The following is a 17813-nucleotide window of genomic DNA, read 5'->3' as shown; positions in this document are numbered from 1 at the left end:
TTCTTACGCAGCAGCGTCATACAGATATTTATCTTTGTTCTCTTCCCAGTTCTTCACACAGTCTCTATTCATCTTCATCGGGATAAGGGAACCAACAACCTGTGCTAAACCGGCAGCGACAAAACCGCCGAGCAAAGCAGGGATTTCTTCTCCCATCGTGGTGAAGGTTAAGTAAGACCAAACCACAGTGCCGACAAAGATAGAGAACCAGCAGCCGAAGGTTGTGGAACGCTTCCAATACAAACCTAAAGTCAGCGGCCAGAAAGCCCCGATAACCGGGAACTGATAAGCCATCGCAGCCAATTCATAAATCGGTGTTCCTTCCATAGAGAGAGAGTATGCCAAAACACCCAAGGCGAAGATAATCAAAGAGATTCTCATGGCCTTTAACTCTCTCTTGTCGCTCAACGGAATAATGTTTCTTAAAACGTTTTCCACGAAAGTTGTGGTCGGAGCGAGCATAGTTGCTGAGGCTGTGGACATAACGGCAGAAAGAACGGCACCGAAGAATAGAATCCTCAGCCACAGCGGCATGTGTTCTTTAATGAAGGTCGGCAGAATCTCTTGAGGATCGGTATTCATCAGTCCGGCAGCCATATCAGGAACCGCAACGGAAGCTGCAACAACAATAAACATTGGAATTGCAGCAAAAACCAGATAGAAAGATCCGCCGATGATTGGACCGATACACGCAATCCTTTCAGTCTTCGCAGACATAACTCGCTGGAACACGTCCTGTTGCGGAATAGAGCCAATCATCATTGTGATGGCAGCCGAAATCCAGAAGAGCCAGCCCTTTACGGAATTTTCCGGAAAGAACCTGAACAAATCGTGATCCACGGCATAATTTGTGACGTTCTCGACTCCGCCGGCCATGCTGGAAGCGAAAACCGCCACCAGAGTTAAGCCAATTACGATAATGATCATCTGGAAGAAATCGGTAAGGGCAACAGACCACATACCGCCGAAAACCGTGTAGATGAGCACCACGATTGTTCCAATAATCATTGCCACACTCACGCTGATATAGCCTTCGGTCAGGATGTGCATAACCAGACCCAAAGCTGCCACTTGCGCCGCAACCCAGCCAAGGTAGGAGAGCACGACAAAGATGGAACAGACAAGTTCTACAGAGACACCATACCGGCGTCTATAAAAGTCGCCCACCGTCAGCAGGCTCATCTTATAGAGCTTTCTCGCAAAGAAGACGCCGACCAGAATCAAGGCCATACTGGATCCGACAGGCTCTTCAACGACTCCCTCCAGTCCATTTTTAATAAACTGACCGGGAGTTCCCAATACAGATTCGCTTCCAAACCAGGTGGCAAATGTAGCGGTGACCACCATAATCAAGGGAAGGGAGCGTCCTGCTAACGCATAGTCACTTGTGCTCTTAACACGAGTTGCAGCATACAAACCGATGCCGACAGTACACAACAAGTACAAACCAACAAAAATCGCTAATTTCATTAGTTTTGTTTTTCCTTAAAAAACGGAAACTGCCGGCTTTAATCGACAGGAGAAAAAAACTTGGGTTTAATTGATTAATTTTAATTTAAAAACGCCGGATTCAGACCAATAATTACCCAACGTTCAGGAAAGCGAGAAAGTCTGTTGCTAAAAAAAACGAAACCCACATCCAAATTTGAATGTGGGCTGCAAAAAAAACTTATTTTTTGAAGCTTATTCGGCTTGTTCAATGCCGGCTAACAACCAACCGGATTTACCTTCGCGAGGTTTGACAAGGTTCCAAATTTCTTTGACGTCTGTCGGTTCTCCGTTTTCATTGAGTTTGCCTTCAAAGAGGACGGATGCAACGTACTCTGTCGGAGTTGTTTCGAAACCGGCCAGGGACGGTGTCAAGGACAAGATCATTGTGACGTTGGCGCCCTTAATTTCACGGCGTCTGTGTGTCAATTCGATGAACATATCGTCCGTACAGTAATTAGACAAATTATCCATATCACCGCTGTCCCAAGCACCTTGGAGCATCTTGAAGTAAGAAGTAGACATCTGAAGGAAAGCTTCTTTGTCGAATTCTGCAGGAACTTCAAAAGAAGAGTCAGAGCTCTGAGCGCCTGTGGAAGGAGAATCAGAGAACTCGTCCATAGCAGAACCCGGTCTTGAAGCCATTCCGGAGAAAGGATTAGAAGCTTCTTTCTGCATTGGCTCTGGAGCTGAATAAGGTTCAGGCTGAGAGGGGCGCTGGAAAATATTTGTTGAATTCTGCGACGAATTGCCTGCAGAGGAAGCGGCTTTCTTCGCTGCAAAGAACCTGAAGGCAAAGAGAGCAAGCGCAGCCAAAGCCAAGAACATGAGAATCTGGGCAAAGCCTTCACCGAGGCCAAGCATATTAGCGAGGGCCATAAAGCCGAGAGCTGTAGCAGCACCGATTAAGAGGCTGCGTCCGAGACCGCCTGATTTAGCCGCGGCGGCTGCACCGGCTGCAGGGGCAGCTGAGGGACGTTTTGCTGTGGAAGGAGCTGCCTTTGGGAAAGACGGAGAGGCTTTAGGTACGGACATAGAACGGCCGAAGCTTGCACCGCCGCCAAGACGAGCTGCTGACGCATCCAGCGTAAATGTGACCAGAGAGAGGCCAATCAGAAGAGCAGCAAGAAATTTTTTCATTCCATTTCCTTTATTAAGATTTTTCTTTATATCCAATATGGAGAGCTGTAATTCCAAAAGTTAAATTTGTCCAGGAGACATTTTTCATCCCGACATCTTGCATGATTGTAGCAAGAGTGTGCTGATCCGGGTGCATGCGAATCGACTCAACCAGGTAACGATAATTTTCAGCCTTCCCGGTGATCTTAGCCGCAATCCAAGGCATTAATTTAAAAGAATAAAAGTCGTAAAACGGGGCAAGCCACTTGTCCGGTTTAGAGAACTCTAGAACCATCACTTTTCCACCGGGTTTACACACTCTGAGCATTTCTTTTAATGCTCTGTCTTTGTGGGTCATATTGCGCAAGCCGAAAGCGACGGTAATAACGTCAAAATAATCGTCCGGAAACGGAAGAGCCTCTGCATCGCAAGTCGTGTAGTAAGCATCGAAATGATGCTGCTTCATGCGTTTCTTGCCGATTCTCAACATACTGAGATTAATATCGGTAAGCCAGAGCTTGCCGTCCCCGATTTTATCGGCCATAGCAATTGAGAGATCTCCGGTTCCTCCGGCGATGTCGAGGACATTCATGCCGGGCTTAACGGCAGCCTTGTCAACCGTATATTTTTTCCACAGTCTATGCATGCCGAAGGAAAGTACGTCATTCATGATGTCGTACTTAGGAGCCACTTCATCGAAAACTTCTTTTACGTGACTCTCTTTTTCTTCTTCAGGGATAGTCTGATAGCCAAAATCAGTCAAGTGTTCGTTTGTTTTTTTATCCGGCATTTGGCTGTTAACTTCTTTATTCATCGATTAATGGCCTGAGCACTTAGATTTTGGTTTTTCCTTGAATGGTTCGTTAGCCGGATCGTTAGGGTCACGGCTGGCACCTGCTTCCTTCAGATCTTCGAGGTAAGCTGCCCAGAGAGCTTCTTTGTTTTTACCGAGATCTTCCAACCATTCCCAGCTGTAGATACCGGAATCGTGGCCGTCGGAGAAAGTTAATTTCAGAGCGTATTCTCCAACCGGAGCAACGTCGACAATAGTCACGTCTCGCTTCCCGACCTGAAGTTTTGCTTGATCCGGAGTATGTCCTTGAACATCTGCGGAAGGAGAAAAAACACGCAGGAATTCATATGTCAGTTCGTAATCTCCGTCAGGATAGGAGATATTCATAATCTTCGATTTATTGTGAAACTCAATATTTGTAGGTAACTTCACAGCGCTTCCTTAATAGTTGATTTGCGAATTTTAATATTAATTCGCGTAACAAAATTGCCCATATCACGCACATTCAAAGTAACTTTGTCTAGATAGGTAACTCAATGAAAACCAGTGTAAGCAGATTGGAGGCTTTCTCTACCATCATTAATTAATCCCGGTTCCGTTCTCCAGCGTTCCTGAAAATACGAATACAACTTCTTCGTCATTGGATTTTTGCCTTCTTGCGGTTTCCACACGGCCCAAACTACCGTTGGCTCCAATTTCCACTCCGGCAGAATTCTGAGCAGTTTTCCGGAAGCTAATTCCTCTTTGATTGCCCACAGAGGAACACCGACCGCTATGGCATGGCCTAAAACAGCCGCGTCAATTAAAGCCGAAGAAGAGTTAACCAAAAATTGAGGGCTTGTTTTGATACGCATTTTTTCAGTATTCGTACTCAACAGTTCTTCTTTACCTTGTCTCATGGCCAAAGGAAATTCGAGAAGCTCTTCAGGAAATTTCGGAAGCCGTCCGTTCTTAAAGAGGCTCGGAGAGGCACAGATGACTCTTTCTACTCCCCCCAATGCCCGCGCAATGATTCTTTCATTGGGCAGCGTATCTTTGCAGATGAACAAATCGAAACTCCACAAATCATAAGGTGAGTTTTCTACAAACTGGATAACTTCAATAGAGGCGCTCTCACCCAACTCCTTTTCGAACTGTCCAATCCAATCCAAAAACAATCTTCCAATGGAAACCGGCACTGCAACTCGCAAACTTGTCCTTTTAGCCGTCTTTTTTCGAAAGACTTCTTCGATCAAACGAATGAGTTCTTTAGCTTCGTTTAATCTCTTTTGGCCGGCCCATGTCGGGCGGACTCCTCGTTGATTTCTCTCGAGCAGAGTCTCTCCTAAGGTCACTTCTAATGCCTTGATCTGCTGACTAACTTCCGAAACCTCCATCTGAAGAATTTCTGAGGCCTTTAGCATACTTCCGCAGCTTACGGCCTCTACAAAGCAACGCCACTGAATAATCGCTGTTCTTTTCTTAGTCATGTGTCAAATGAGGATGCGACTTCCATCTCTCCTCTATAAAATCCGCAAGAGTCCGGGAAGCCGAGGATAAGGTTTTATTTTGGGGAAGCAGGAGAGAAACCGGACTTGCCTCTGGTTTCCATTCCGGAAGCACTTCACACAGTTGTCCTCTCCTAATATATTCCCAGGTATCGTATTGAAATGCATGTACAGAAATTCCTAATCCGCAAATTGCGGCCGTGCGAGCTGCCACATGATCTTTCAATCTGAGCCTTGGAAAATACGGAACGGTTATTACCTCGTTTTTTGATCGCAGAACAAGCTTTGAATCTGCGATCAAGTCATTTCCGCCTAACAAATTATGTTGTTCCAGATCGAAAGGAGTTTTTGGCAGTCCTTTTTCAGAAAGATATTTTTCGGAAGCTACCATAGTTCGAAGCATGCATCCTAGCGGCCTTGCCAGAACCCGTTCGCAAGGAAACAAGCCGTGGTTGATTCGAATATCGCATTCCGGCGCAAGAATTCTTACCGGGCCAAGCGTCAGGGTCAAATCAATAATAATTTCCGGATAAATGTCCTGAAACTGCTTTATCCATCCAATTAAAAGACCGTTCCCAATTGCGCTGGGTGCCGAGATGTAGACAGTTCCTTTTGGGCTTGCTGAGGAGCTCTCTATCTGCTCGTTGAGTAATTCGTATTTCTGCTTAATGCGAAGGGCGTCCCTTAGAAACTTCGTTCCATGTTCGGTCAATCCGATTGGAGTAGAGTCTCGGATGAAAAGCACTTCACCCAGCTCTTTTTCCAACATCGTCATCCTACGAGACAAGGTCGATTTCGAAACATTCAGCTCTTCAGCAGCTGACTGAAAGTTTCTATGTTTTTCCAAACACAAAAATGAATAAAGAATTTCAATGAAATCAACGCGTTTCATACTCTGTTCCGTAATAGCAAAAACAATGTAGCATATTTTGGCCTTACCGAAATCCACGCAGAAGCTAAAAATTCAATTTATAAAATCTTAAGGAGAAATCTATGTCAATCACTGCTTGGATTGGAATAGCTGTCGTCCTCGTTACTGTTTGGGCATTAATCAAACGATATGAGACTAAGCTCGTATTAATAACAGCAGGTTTATTCTTGGCCTGCATCTCTTTACAGCCTATGGGAGCGCTAGATGCATTTGCAAAGTCGATGACCAATAATGGCCTGATTCTTGCTATCTGCTCCTCAATGGGTTTCGCCATGGTCATTCAGATGACAGAGTGTGATGTCCATTTAGTTAAACTTTTATCCGCGCCTCTTTCAAAATTTGGCTTCCTTCTGGTTCCGGCGACGACTGCCCTTACGTACTTCATCTGCATTGCAATTCCTTCTGCCGCCGGATGTGCAGCTGCGGTTGGTCCTACTTTAATTCCGCTTCTCTTAAGAGCAAAAGTTTCTCCTCAGGCCGCCGGTGCAGCAATCTTAGCGGGAACCTTTGGTTCCATGCTCTCACCGGGCCTCTCTCACAATGCTTATGTTGCGAAGATCTCAGGCTTAAGCGTCATGCAGACCATAGGCGTCCACATGAATTACACTCTGGTGTGCGGCGCAATTGCAGTCATCGGCGTGACCGTCATGTGCTGGATTATGAAAGATTATGGAACTAACAGCTCCCAAGAACAAAAGTTGGTTGAAGAAGGAACTTCGATTCATGAAATAAGTCTCTTTAAAGCCTTGGCTCCTTTAATTCCGGTTGCTATTCTGGTCATCGGCAACTTATGGGTCCCATCACTGAAAACCGGTGTTGCCCAAGCCATGGTTATCGGCGCCATCTACACTCTGATTGTTTCTAGAGTCAATCCTCAAACCTTTTCAAAGAATTTCTTCACAGGAATGGGAAAAGGTTATGGTCAGGTTCTTGGCATCATCATTTCCGCAGGCGTTTTCGCGGCAGGCCTAAAGACATGCGGTCTTATTGATGCTTTCATCAATGTACTTAAACAGTCTAATGAAATTGCTCGCTGGGGCGGTTCAATCGGTCCATTTGTAATGGGTGTTATTACAGGCTCCGGAGACGCTGCTGCATTTGCTTTTAATGAAGCAGTAACACCGCACGCAAAGGAATTCGGAATGGAAATTCCCACGCTTGGAATGATGGCTGCACTTTCAGGAGCCTTAGGCAGAACCATGAGTCCTATCTCCGGCGTTGCAATCGTTATTTGCGGGTTAGCTTCAATTAATCCTATTGATTTAACGAAACGGCTTTGGCTCCCAATGCTCATAGCCGTCATCTTTGTAGCCTTAACTATGGTTTAGAGGAGAACTTCAATGAACTATCAAGAAAATTTAGTTCGAATTCGTCGCGAACTCCACAAAATTCCGGAAATGGGATGGGGAGAATTCAAAACAACAGCAAAAATTATCGAAACTCTTGATCCTTTGGGTTGGACTCTTCATACAGGAATCCAACAAGTTGGCTTAGATCAGGTGATGGGCAGAGATCCGGTTTTCGTAGAAAAGAGCATTCAAAGAGCCCGCGACTCGGGAGTAAGTGAAAAAACCTTAGAAAGAATGCAAGGCTACACAGGCTGCATAGCAGAATTTGACACCGGCAGACCGGGCTCTGTCACAGCCTTACGCTTTGATATTGACTGTGTAGGTGTTGAAGAGACCGACAAGGAAGAACATTTGCCGAATAAGGAAAAATTCCGTTCTTGCCATCCGGGAGAAATGCACTCATGCGGTCACGACGGTCATACGTCTATTGGCTTAAATCTTGCCCACTGGATAATAGAAAACCAAGACAGGCTAACCGGCAGAATAAAGCTGATTTTCCAACCTGCAGAAGAAGGTGTGAGAGGGGGCGCCGCGCAATCCGCCAGCGGACTGCTTGATGACGTCCAGTATCTATTGGGTGCTCATCTCGCAATGATGTGTCCGACAGGCGAGGTTTGCGTTTATCCCACCGGTCTGCTCTCGACAACCAAGCTCGACATACATCTCAAGGGAGCCCCGGCCCATCCAACAATGAGTCCTCACCTCGGCCGGAATGCTCTTGCCTGCGCATGCACGACTGTAAGTGAACTTTTAGGAATGGCACGTCATGGCAAAGGACTAGGCTGCATTAATGTCGGGCTGATGAAAGCTGGCGAATGCAGAAACGTCATCCCGGTCCATGCGACTATTCAGATGGAGGTCCGCGGGGAGAGCGATGAAATCAACAATTTCATGGTTGATCAAGCATGCAGAATCGTCAAAGGTACCGCGCTTGCTTACGATGTTCAATATGAAATTGAAAAAGTAGGCGAAGGCGGAGAACTCAGAAATGATGATGAGTTAGCTACGCTCGTGGCCGAAGTTGCCAAATCCGTGCCATCTTGTCATAAAGTCGTTGAACGGAAGAAGATTGGATGCTCAGAGGACTTCACACTTCTTGCCTCTCGAGTGCGCGCTAGAGGGGGAAAAACAGAGTTCTTTGTTGTCGGTGCAGACAGAACTGCAGCGCATCACCAGAGAGAATTTGATTTCGATGAAAAAGGTATGGAAACCGCATTCGATATCTTCAAAGGCTGCCTTCTGAAGCTAAACGGCACTAAATAGACAATAATCAATCAAACACCACAAAAGTCAAAAGGCTGCTTATAACCCGTTCCAGTAGCCTTTTCTTCCTTTCTCAAAGGGGACTGGGCCCCTCTTTAGATTCCTCTTTTTTCAGTTTTTAGAAAAATCCGTTGTAGTCAAGCACCTGAAAAAAATGGCGTGCCAAAAAATATACGGCACCATGAACGCCTCCGGCCGCTTCTCTTCAGGTTAAAGGCCGAAAATCGGTCAGATTGTCATCTCGAAAAAAGTTAAAAAAGGAGTCCAATCTACACCCGACAAACTAGTCAAGTAGAAATTTGTATTGGCTCTGTTTAAAGGCGCAGAAGTTGCCAAACATTTGTCAGCAGACTCTGAGTCCAAAAGCTTTAACGATGAAGTTATTCTTTTAAAGCGCTGTAAATTAGACCGCCACCGAATACTCCGAATATTGCGCCACATGCACCGTCAATCCATTTTCCGGCACTCTGATAAATTCGCTTAGGTTTAGGCAGGCCTATTAACAGGCCTACAAAAGAAAACCATAAGAAAGTCTCCGTGATTACCAAAAGAAAAATTGGGAGACTCTGAGTCCAGTCCATATCAGGCTTGATAAATAAAGCGAAAACTGAACTGAAGTAGACAAGAGCCTTGGCGTTCGCAAGGTTAGTGAATAGTCCAGTCAAAAATGACTTTGACTTAGCCTCTTGAGTACCAAGTGGGGAATCTGCAGTTGCTGACGTTGAGGCCTTTAATGAACTCTTCAAAATCTTAAAGCCCATCCAGCCCAAGTAAATGCCGCCCATTAGCATAATGGTCTTGTGAAGCCACGCAAACTGATCAAAAAGCCACTGCAGTCCCAACAAGGACACAGCAGCCCAAACCGCAACCCCAGCAGTAATTCCCAGCACACACATTATGGCTTCTTTTCTGGACTTACTTGCAGCGGTTTGCATGACAATGAAAGTATCGGGACCAGGAGAAGCAAGAGCAATAATGTGTACGCCTGCGATAGTGAGCAACGTTGACAGCATAACTTCGTCAGAACCTTCTTATTAAAAAACTAGGCGTTTAAAAGTAATTAACCTAAGAATTATAAAAAATAAGCATGCAAAACTTATGGATAATTTCTTTTGCATTTCTATAGAAAACCCGCAGCCAGACACCAGGCTTTTTTAAGATGCGGCCGATTAAACGAAAACCGTTTCTCAAATTTATTCCAACAAGCAAGGTTATCCGATAACCAGCTTGTCCTGTTTCCCGGTTTTATGGTTTTTCGAGATGTGTTCGGTTAGACAAGAATATGTACGGGAAAGAAACTTGGTGTAAGGATTACAGAATCTCAGACGTTCTAGGATGCGACCAAGGAGGCGCCTAGATAAAACACACAAAGAAGAAAAGAATGGCGCACCTGGCGGGAATCGAACCCACTACCTCTGCCTTCGGAGGGCAGTACTCTATCCAAGTGAGCTACAGGTGCGAGAAAGTGTCATTCTAATTGCCAGAAGAGGCTTTCGCAAACGTCTATCTACAAATCTTTCACCTTTTAAGCAAGAGAACCAACTTGGAATATAAAAAGAGTACAGACTTTTGGATCTAAATCTCTAAAGTGCTAGCAAGTATTCACTTTCTGTATAAGTGCTAAGTTATTAGATGTTAAAAACAGCTGTTCTCTTCCATCAAGGAACAAAAACTAAGAACAGCCGTTTTTGTAATTCTAAAAAACTTAAGTCTTACTTCAAAATATTATCCAGCTCAACGCTGCGGACAACGTAGAGTTTGTCATTCTCTCTGATTTTCTCAGGAACCCTGCATGTGAAGTGCTGACCTTTGATGACTTCATCCACTTGTTTCTGATCAACCCAAGGTTCATCCAAATTGAAATAAACAGCACCGGTGGTTGGACCCGTGACCAGCATTTTTTCGCCTTTCTTGATGTTTTCAGCCTGTACTAAAAATTCGGCAATACCGGGTTTAGCAAAATGCTTGATGCCCTTGCCAACGTAAACCTTGCGTTCCGTAGCTTGAGAACCGTAACGGTTGCTCCACTCTCCCAGAGTCTGACCAAGATAATAGCCGTTCCAGAATCCGCGGTTGTAAACCGTCTTGAGTCTGTCATCCCAAGATTTGCTCAGTTCCTCACTCCATTTACCTTGCAGAATGCTTTCTAAAGCTTCGTTGTAGCACTCAACAACTGTTCTGACGTATTCTGGACCGCGGGCACGCCCTTCGATCTTGAAAACTCGCACACCTGCCTTAACCATCTGATCCAAGAATCCGATCGTCTTCAAATCCTTCGGGGACATGATGTATTGGTTATCGATTTCGAGCTCAACATCTCTTTCTTTATCTTTGACGATATAGGCTCTGCGGCAGGTCTGCATGCATCCGCCTCTGTTGGCGCTTCTGCCGACCGTATTCAAACTCAAATAGCACTTGCCACTGACAGCCATGCAGAGAGCGCCATGGCAGAACATCTCGATTCTGACTTTCTCTCCATTCGGACCGCAGATATTTTCAGATTGAATGCCCTCATAAATATGTCTAACTTGTTTTACGTTCAGCTCTCTTGCTAAAACTACTACCTCTGCGAACTGCGCATAAAACTTCAAAGCTTCCAAATTAGAAATGTTTAGCTGAGTTGAAAGGTGGACGGGAATTCCAATCTGATTACAGTAATTCATAACCGCAACGTCGGAGGCAATAATGGCTGAAATATCTGCTTCTTTTGCCGTATCGATGTATTGACGCATCAGCTTCAAATCATCATCGTACATGATGGTATTAACCGTCAGATATGACTTCACGCCGGCGTCTTTGCAGACTCTGGCAATTTCCTTCAAATCATCAGGAGAGAACTGATTAGAAGAGGCCGAACGCATATTTAATGCACCGGCTCCGAAATAAACAGAATCAGCTCCGCCCTGAATGGCAGCAGACAAAGACTCCCATGATCCTACGGGAGCCATAATTTCAAAATCTTCTCGCTTCAATTTTTTCTCAACAGTTAAGCGGATCAACGTCGATATAAACGTTGAACCTATTCATTTTTTCAAACAATATAGGAGAAAACACAGCTAAAAACTCCTGCATGACTTTCTTACTATCAGCCTCAAGCAGAAGTTGCCCTCTTTCAATATCCTGAATCCTCATAATCGACTGCGGAATCGGGGAATAAATGTGAATTCCCGGATATTGGAGAGAAAGCGCCGCTTGTTTTACCTCATCAAGGTACTTGAGTACCTCGTTAATCTTTTTTCCTTCCGCAATAACCAAAGCCTGTGCGGTAAACGGAGGTAATCTCGTCTTCTCCCTTGAATTGAGTTCCTCCGTCGCAAAGTCACTGTAGTTCTGCCGGCTTAAATGGTGGAAAAGAGGATCTTGCGTGTACTGCGTCTGCAATAAAACCTTTCCAGGTATCTCGCCCCTTCCCGCTCTGCCGGAAACTTGCATCAGTACGGAAAAAAGTCTTTCTCTTGCCCTAAAGTCCGGCGACAATAACACAGGATCGGAATTAAGAATGACAACCAAAGAAACCTTCTTAAAATCGTGTCCTTTGGCCACAATCTGAGTTCCGAGAAGTATATCGACTTTTCCTTGATGGACGCTTTCCAGTACTTCCTGAGCGCTCCCTTTCCGTCTTGTGCTGTCTTGATCTAAACGCATCACATTGGCTTCGGGCCAAAGTTCTTTAATCTCTTCCTCGACTCTCTGCGTTCCGCGGCCTAAAGGCACAATTTCAACGGAACCGCATTTAGGGCAGTGTCTGGGAAGAGGAGTAGTCCATCCGCAGTAGTGACAGGTCAAGTTTCCGGTTGTCTTGTGATAAACAGCAAACGTTGAACAGTGAGGACAAGTTGAAACCCATCCGCAGCTGTTGCATGTCACAACAGGCGCATAACCTCTGCGGTTAAGGAAAATCAAAACCTGCTCTTTCTTTTCAAGGGTTTTCGTAATTTCATCTCTTACCTGAGCACACAGAGCCGCACCTTTTACTCTGTCCTTGGAGATATCGATAAGTTCCAATTCCGGAAGATGAGCATCCTGAACGGCTCTCCTAGTCATTTTGAAGAGCTGATAATCGCCGTTAAGAGCTCTTTGGAACGATTCAAAAGACGGGGTAGCTGAACCTAAGAGAATCGGAATGTTCTCAATCTGTGCCCTTTTAATGGCCAAATCTCGAGAAGAGTAACGAACCCCTTCGAGTGCCTTATAAGAGCTGTCATGTTCCTCATCAATGAGGATCATTGAGAGCTTAGGCAAACTTGCAAAAACGGAAAGACGAGTACCGACCAAAATATTCAGTCGGCCTTCATGAGCTGCAAGCCAAGTTGCCGCCTTTTCTCCTTCAGACATTTTAGAGTTCCAGCTGCCGACAGCATGGTTTGGAAATCTTTTGGCTACTCTCTCTACAAGCTGTGGCGTTAAATTGATTTCCGGCACCATCAGCAGAATCTGTGCTTCCGGATCTTTATCAAAAACCTTTTGGATAAGCCGAAGATAGACTTCCGTCTTACCGCTTCCGGTAATACCGTAAAGCAAGCTTACCCCGAACTTGTTTTGAACAAAATTATCCAGAACATGCTTTTGCTCTTCATTCAGAACCGGGAGTTCTTGATCCGGCCCGCTAAGTACAAAGTTAGTTTTTCTAAGTCTGTTCAAGGAAGAATCGTGCCGCTGACCGGGAGGTCTTCGAAAAAACTTCGGCAATGAAGGAACCGCAGTTTCTCCCCATGGAGAAAGATAATATTTCGAGGCAAATTTAGTAAACCGAAGCCAGTTAGCGCTAAGAGGAGATAGACCGTCAATCCTTCCGATAATGTTTTTCAGCCGTTCCTGCGGAAACCTGCTGGTTTGGGAAAAGCCAACGACAATACCTACACAAGTTCGTCTCCCAACGGGAACAAGACATCTCTCGCCGACTTTTAGATTCTCAGCAGGCACATTCAAATAATCGAGAGGCTCCCATAAAGGGGTATCGACGATTACTTTGATTATCTTCTGATCCATTGCTTCCGTTAGAACTAAATACCTGACATTTCAAGAATTATAGGAAAAAAGGAGAGCCTCATTAGGCTTGCAATAGTTACCTTGTATGTCCTTCGAATCCTTTTTTGGGTTTCAGAAAAAACACCTCTTCTCATAACTAAAAATTATTAACGGGGCCAATTACTATTTAGAAATTTGAAAGAATTATCTAATTTTTGTAAGTATTAATACCTACATTAGGTAGAGTTTATCTGTTAATTTTTGAAAAAATAAGTGATTATTAGGCCTCTTATTGGAGGAAACCATGATATATCTTGAAATCGCTATATTATTCGGCTGCATTATATATGCTGCAAAACTCGGAGGGGTAGGTGTCGGCATGGCCGGCGGCTTAGGGATGGCAATAGCGGTTTTCGGCCTGGGTTTAAAACCGGGCGAAATTCCGGTTGATGTCATTCTTATTATTCTTACCGTGATTTTTGCAATCAGCTGTATGCAGCTCGCAGGCGGAATGGATTACATGGTTAAAATTTCCGCAAGACTTCTGCGCGGAAATCCCAAATACATCAACTTCCTCGCACCGGCTATTACCTTTCTCTTGACAGTTCTTGGGGGTACCGGCTTTACCGCCATGAGCGTTTTAAACGTTATTCAAGAGGTAGCAAAGGAAAACGGTGTCCGTCCTTCTCAACCGTTGACCAGCGCTGTTATCGCCAGCCAAATTGCCATTACTGCTTCTCCTATTTCTGCAGCTACAGCAGCTATGTACGTTGTAGTTGAAAAAATGGGTGTTTCTTTCGGTCAAGCTCTTGCCGTTATCGTCCCGGCTGCTATCGCCGGCTCTATCGTTGCTGTCATCATTTCCAGCTATCAAGGCGTTGATCTTGAAAAGGATCCGATCTTCCAGAAGCGTCTGAAAGAAGGCTTAGTGGTTCTGAAGTCCAAACAGAAAGAAGAACAACCAACCACAGCCAAAGCAAAGCTGTCCGTCGGTATCTTCTTACTTGCCGTTTTATTTATCGTCGGCATGCTTCTTTTCAAAACACAAATCGGCCATACTCTCGGCAGCCGTGACATTATCATCATCGCAATGCTGATGAGCGGTCTTGTCACTTACTGGGTTTGCAGATTCCCGCTAAGCGGCATCAAAGACACACCGGTATTCGGCGGCGGTATGGAAAGCTTGATTGTGGTTCTCGGTATCGTCTGGATGTCCTCGACCATCATCGGTGCTCACATTCCGGAAATTAAGACCTCTGCAACCCACCTCTTGGAGCAGTATCCAGCTTTGCTGGCCGTCGCATTCTTCTGTGTTTCTGCGTTGTTATTCAGCCAGGGCGCAACATCAGCCCTTCTGGTTCCCGTAGCAGCCAGTTTGGGTGTCGATGCAGCAACCATTCTCGCCAGCTTCGTTGCCTGCTCTGCCTTGTTCATTACAACGGTGTATCCGACCACAGCTTTTGCGATCGCTTGTGACGATACCGGTTCTTATATGGATAGAAAGTGGAATGGTTCGTTTGTGATTAATCATCCGTTCTTTATTCCGGGAATTTTAGGTCTCGTGGCTGCTGTTCCCGTCGGATTCTTATTCGCAAAAATCGTTCTTTAATTTCTTCTTAGCCTCAAATAACTGCTGTTATGCCTTTAGGAGCAACAGCAGTTTTTGTTCTGACAATAAGGAAAAACCGTTGAAAAGGCAGCTTCCACTGCCTCTTGCAACGGTTTTTCTTCAAAGAGTTATTTTTTAGAGATGATATTTCTTACTGTAGTTGTGAACTTCATCAACAAGATACTGAACATTTTCCGGCGGAGTTGTCTTATCAATACCGTGTCCTAAGTTGAATACGTGGCCACCGCTGCCAACCATGCCGAAATCATCAATCACGGCACGAGCCTGTTCTATGATAACTTTTTCGTCTGCGAAGAGGACGGAAGGATCAAGATTTCCTTGGAGGGCAACTTTATCCTGAACTAGTTTTCTGACTTTACCTAAGCTGACAGTCCAATCAAGGCCCATAGCATTAGCTCCGATGGAAGCAATGTCGGTTACCCAAGGTGCAGAGCCCTTAGTGAATACAATAGAAGGAATTCTTTCTCCGTCTCGCTCCTTGATCAAACCATCGACGACTTTCTTCATATAAGCTAAAGAGAACTCTTTATATTGCCTGTGGGCGAGGGACCCACCCCAAGTATCAAATACCATCACGGCATTGACACCGGCCTCTATTTGAGCGTTTAAGTAAGCTGCAACTGCCTCAGCGTTGGTTTCCAAAATCTTATGGAAAAGATCTGGCCTCTGATACATCATTTTCTTAACGTTCTGGAAAGAAGAAGAGCTGCCTCCTTCAACCATGTAACACGCCAAAGTAAACGGGCTGCCTGAGAAGCCGATAAGAGGGATGCGGTTATTTAATGCTTTCTTGATTTCAACGACTGCATCCGTAACATATTTGAGCTTTCCGCTTGGATCCGGAACAAATAAGGAATTGACGGTTTCTTCGTCTCTGACCGCCTTTTCAAACTTTGGGCCCTCCCCGGCTTGAAAACTTAAACCTAAGCCCATAGCATCCGGAATTGTGAGAATGTCAGAAAACAAAATAGCAGCGTCTAACGGATATCTTTCCACAGGCTGCAATGTAACCTCACAAGCATAATGTGGATTCATTGCCAGATCCATAAAGCTGCCGGCCTCTGCTCTTGTTGAGCGATATTCTGGAAGGTAGCGGCCAGCCTGTCTCATCAGCCAAATAGGAGTGTATTCAGTCTTTTCTTTTAATAATGCTCTTAAAAAAGTATCGTTTGCTGGTCTCATTCGAAACAGGCTCCAACCGGAAATAATAGGAAGAATATGAGGTTAGCTCAAAAAACTGAAGGACTCCTTAGGAGTCCTTGTATATCTGGATTTATTGCTGATTAGCGAACAACTAAAACAGGACGATCAGCTTTAGCCAAAACCTGCTGAGTTGAACTGCCGATAAAGAGAGAACCAAGAGTTCCTAATCCGCGGCTGGCCATTACAATAAAACGAACATCTCTTTCTTGAGCTGTTTTCAAAATAGAGTCCGGAACAGAAGTACCGATAATCTCAGCTACTTCGCAAGGTGTCCCCGCTCTTTCGCAAACATCTTTGACATCATCGAGAGCTTTGATTGCAGACTCTGCACCCTTGGATTTGACAACAATAATTCCCAGGACGGAAGTATTCAGCTGCTTAGCCAATTTAGCTGCGGTATGAACTGCTTTGTCAGATAATTCTGTGCCGTCAGTAGAGACTAGGATCACTTTGAACTCCTATAAGGTTTCTAATAAATATAATGAAGTATCGTAATTATAAGAAATCCCGCTGAAGAAAGTAACCGAAAGTTACTCGTGATACAAGAATTTTATACAGCAGTGTCTTGCCTATACGACTGAACAGGTAAAAATAAACCCCGCTTTTTACGGCAGGGGTTTTTTGATGCTTGAGAAAATTATCTCTTGAGCTTCTGAAGGATACGCAGTTGTTCTGCAAGCATACTAATTTCAGCTTCGAGCTTAGCAACTTCAATCTGGCTTGAAGCATTCTTAGCGGCTTCCTTGGCTCGATCCATAGCTTCTTTAGCTTTGGCCTCATCCAAGTCTTTGCTGCGGATAGCGACGTCAGCAAGAACAATCACATTATTGGGTTGAACTTCTAATACGCCGCCGGCTACAAAGAACTCATCCTCACCTTCTTGACCTTCTTTGCGGATTCTGACGAGTCCGGGACGAATCAATGTGATGAGAGGAGTATGACCAGGCAATATGCCTAACTCACCTTCGATACCAGGAAGAGCAACGAACTCAGCTTCACCGCTGAAGAGAGACTCCTCAGCGTTGACTACGTCGACTTTAAGTTTTTTGCTCATTTAAATCTCCATGGTGCTGGCGGGTTTTACCCGCCAAAGATTACTTAAGTGTCTTGGCCTTTTCGAAGGCTTCGTCAATAGTACCGACCATGTAGAAAGCCTGTTCCGGAAGTTGATCGCATTCGCCGTCAACAATCATCTTGAAACCACGAATAGTTTCTTTGAGAGGAACATACTTACCAGGAGTACCGGTAAACACTTCAGCAACGTGGAAAGGCTGAGACAAGAAACGCTGAATCTTACGAGCTCTTGTAACGGAGAGTTTGTCTTCCGGAGAAAGTTCGTCCATACCAAGAATGGCGATAATGTCTCTCAATTCCTTGTAGCGCTGCAATGTAGCCTGAACACGGCGAGTAACGCTGTAGTGTTCTTCACCAATGATGTTCGGGTCGATCTGACGGGATGTAGAGTCAAGCGGGTCAACAGCCGGATAAATACCCAAAGCAGCGATATCACGAGACAACACAACTGTAGCGTCCAAGTGGCCGAATGTTGTAGCCGGAGACGGGTCAGTCAAGTCGTCAGCAG

The 17813-nt window shown here is 45.0% G+C and carries 15 protein-coding genes, 1 tRNA gene and 1 pseudogene; 3 read left to right on the top strand and 14 right to left on the bottom strand.

Annotated features, from left to right (window positions below):
* Positions 1 to 3 precede the first annotated feature (3 nt).
* From RDK53_RS02570 to RDK53_RS02545, 6 genes are all read right to left on the bottom strand, one after another.
* Positions 4 to 1470, bottom strand: a complete 1467-nt coding sequence (locus RDK53_RS02570; protein ID WP_308513144.1) for a sodium:solute symporter family protein — start codon at positions 1468 to 1470, stop codon at positions 4 to 6.
* Between the two features lie 213 nt (positions 1471 to 1683).
* Entirely contained in the window at positions 1684 to 2628 is a 945-nt protein-coding gene (locus RDK53_RS02565; RefSeq protein WP_308513143.1) for a TIM44-like domain-containing protein, read from the bottom strand.
* Positions 2629 to 2641: 13 nt separating this feature from the next.
* Positions 2642 to 3421, bottom strand: coding sequence for a bifunctional demethylmenaquinone methyltransferase/2-methoxy-6-polyprenyl-1,4-benzoquinol methylase UbiE (gene ubiE, locus RDK53_RS02560; protein ID WP_308513142.1), 780 nt, complete (start codon positions 3419 to 3421; stop codon positions 2642 to 2644).
* A gap of 3 nt (positions 3422 to 3424) precedes the next feature.
* The gene (locus RDK53_RS02555; protein WP_308513141.1) at positions 3425 to 3832 is read right to left on the bottom strand and encodes a DUF971 domain-containing protein; all 408 of its coding nucleotides are present in this window, start codon (positions 3830 to 3832) and stop codon (positions 3425 to 3427) included.
* 101 nt (positions 3833 to 3933) lie between these two features.
* Positions 3934 to 4869, bottom strand: coding sequence for a LysR family transcriptional regulator (locus tag RDK53_RS02550; protein WP_308513140.1), 936 nt, complete (start codon positions 4867 to 4869; stop codon positions 3934 to 3936).
* Complete coding sequence (locus RDK53_RS02545; protein WP_308513139.1) at positions 4862 to 5779, bottom strand: LysR family transcriptional regulator; 918 nt, start codon at positions 5777 to 5779, stop codon at positions 4862 to 4864. The genes RDK53_RS02550 and RDK53_RS02545 overlap by 8 nt, the downstream gene beginning before the upstream one ends.
* Positions 5780 to 5880: 101 nt before the next feature.
* On the opposite strand from RDK53_RS02545, the gene dcuC reads away from it, so the two are divergent.
* Both dcuC and RDK53_RS02535 read left to right on the top strand, forming a co-directional pair.
* Complete coding sequence (dcuC, locus tag RDK53_RS02540) at positions 5881 to 7146, top strand: C4-dicarboxylate transporter DcuC (protein ID WP_308513138.1); 1266 nt, start codon at positions 5881 to 5883, stop codon at positions 7144 to 7146.
* Between the two features lie 12 nt (positions 7147 to 7158).
* The gene (locus tag RDK53_RS02535) at positions 7159 to 8430 is read left to right on the top strand and encodes an amidohydrolase (RefSeq protein WP_308513137.1); all 1272 of its coding nucleotides are present in this window, start codon (positions 7159 to 7161) and stop codon (positions 8428 to 8430) included.
* Between the two features lie 380 nt (positions 8431 to 8810).
* Here the strand turns inward: RDK53_RS02535 and RDK53_RS02530 are convergent, their stop codons facing one another.
* From RDK53_RS02530 to priA, 4 genes are all read right to left on the bottom strand, one after another.
* Positions 8811 to 9443 carry a LysE family transporter gene (locus tag RDK53_RS02530; RefSeq protein ID WP_308513136.1) on the bottom strand — a complete coding sequence of 211 codons (633 nt, stop codon included), beginning with the start codon at positions 9441 to 9443 and terminating at the stop codon, positions 8811 to 8813.
* A 369-nt stretch (positions 9444 to 9812) separates the two neighbouring features.
* A tRNA-Arg gene (locus tag RDK53_RS02525) sits at positions 9813 to 9889 on the bottom strand.
* Between the two features lie 253 nt (positions 9890 to 10142).
* Complete coding sequence (locus tag RDK53_RS02520) at positions 10143 to 11402, bottom strand: peptidase U32 family protein (RefSeq protein WP_308513135.1); 1260 nt, start codon at positions 11400 to 11402, stop codon at positions 10143 to 10145.
* Between the two features lie 7 nt (positions 11403 to 11409).
* Positions 11410 to 13419 (bottom strand): primosomal protein N', encoded by a 2010-nt coding sequence (gene priA, locus RDK53_RS02515; RefSeq protein ID WP_308513134.1) that lies wholly within the window; start codon positions 13417 to 13419, stop codon positions 11410 to 11412.
* A gap of 283 nt (positions 13420 to 13702) precedes the next feature.
* On the opposite strand from priA, the gene RDK53_RS02510 reads away from it, so the two are divergent.
* On the top strand, positions 13703 to 15007 hold the full coding sequence (locus RDK53_RS02510) for an anaerobic C4-dicarboxylate transporter (protein WP_308513133.1): 1305 nt from the start codon (positions 13703 to 13705) through the stop codon (positions 15005 to 15007).
* 135 nt (positions 15008 to 15142) lie between these two features.
* Here RDK53_RS02510 and hemE read toward each other — a convergent pair whose 3' ends face one another.
* The 4 genes and pseudogenes from hemE to RDK53_RS02490 form a co-directional block, all read right to left on the bottom strand.
* Positions 15143 to 16210: a uroporphyrinogen decarboxylase gene (hemE, locus tag RDK53_RS02505; RefSeq protein ID WP_308513132.1), complete on the bottom strand. Its 1068-nt coding sequence runs from the start codon at positions 16208 to 16210 to the stop codon at positions 15143 to 15145.
* A 101-nt stretch (positions 16211 to 16311) separates the two neighbouring features.
* The gene (locus tag RDK53_RS02500; RefSeq protein ID WP_066594728.1) at positions 16312 to 16680 is read right to left on the bottom strand and encodes a universal stress protein; all 369 of its coding nucleotides are present in this window, start codon (positions 16678 to 16680) and stop codon (positions 16312 to 16314) included.
* A 188-nt stretch (positions 16681 to 16868) separates the two neighbouring features.
* Positions 16869 to 17285, bottom strand: a complete 417-nt coding sequence (locus tag RDK53_RS02495; protein WP_066594726.1) for a F0F1 ATP synthase subunit epsilon — start codon at positions 17283 to 17285, stop codon at positions 16869 to 16871.
* A gap of 40 nt (positions 17286 to 17325) precedes the next feature.
* A pseudogene (locus RDK53_RS02490) lies at positions 17326 to 17813 on the bottom strand (F0F1 ATP synthase subunit beta); the annotation flags it as partial.

Origin of the sequence: uncultured Turicimonas sp. (assembly GCF_902477955.1) — a bacterium.
Lineage (GTDB): Bacteria > Pseudomonadota > Gammaproteobacteria > Burkholderiales > Burkholderiaceae_F > Turicimonas.
The sequence above is the reverse complement of the archived record's forward strand: the minus strand, read 5'-3'. Positions and strand labels throughout refer to the sequence as shown.

What these genes read in the sequence shown, in the direction of transcription:
- RDK53_RS02570 (WP_308513144.1), bottom strand. Translation starts at nt 1,470, where the DNA reads ATGAAATTAGCGATTTTTGTTGGTTTGTACTTGTTGTGTACTGTCGGC.
- RDK53_RS02535 (WP_308513137.1), top strand. Translation starts at nt 7,159, where the DNA reads ATGAACTATCAAGAAAATTTAGTTCGAATTCGTCGCGAACTCCACAAA.
- RDK53_RS02565 (WP_308513143.1), bottom strand. Translation starts at nt 2,628, where the DNA reads ATGAAAAAATTTCTTGCTGCTCTTCTGATTGGCCTCTCTCTGGTCACA.
- RDK53_RS02495 (WP_066594726.1), bottom strand. Translation starts at nt 17,285, where the DNA reads ATGAGCAAAAAACTTAAAGTCGACGTAGTCAACGCTGAGGAGTCTCTC.
- RDK53_RS02530 (WP_308513136.1), bottom strand. Translation starts at nt 9,443, where the DNA reads ATGCTGTCAACGTTGCTCACTATCGCAGGCGTACACATTATTGCTCTT.
- priA (WP_308513134.1), bottom strand. Translation starts at nt 13,419, where the DNA reads ATGGATCAGAAGATAATCAAAGTAATCGTCGATACCCCTTTATGGGAG.
- dcuC (WP_308513138.1), top strand. Translation starts at nt 5,881, where the DNA reads ATGTCAATCACTGCTTGGATTGGAATAGCTGTCGTCCTCGTTACTGTT.
- RDK53_RS02550 (WP_308513140.1), bottom strand. Translation starts at nt 4,869, where the DNA reads ATGACTAAGAAAAGAACAGCGATTATTCAGTGGCGTTGCTTTGTAGAG.
- hemE (WP_308513132.1), bottom strand. Translation starts at nt 16,210, where the DNA reads ATGAGACCAGCAAACGATACTTTTTTAAGAGCATTATTAAAAGAAAAG.
- RDK53_RS02545 (WP_308513139.1), bottom strand. Translation starts at nt 5,779, where the DNA reads ATGAAACGCGTTGATTTCATTGAAATTCTTTATTCATTTTTGTGTTTG.
- RDK53_RS02510 (WP_308513133.1), top strand. Translation starts at nt 13,703, where the DNA reads ATGATATATCTTGAAATCGCTATATTATTCGGCTGCATTATATATGCT.
- ubiE (WP_308513142.1), bottom strand. Translation starts at nt 3,421, where the DNA reads ATGAATAAAGAAGTTAACAGCCAAATGCCGGATAAAAAAACAAACGAA.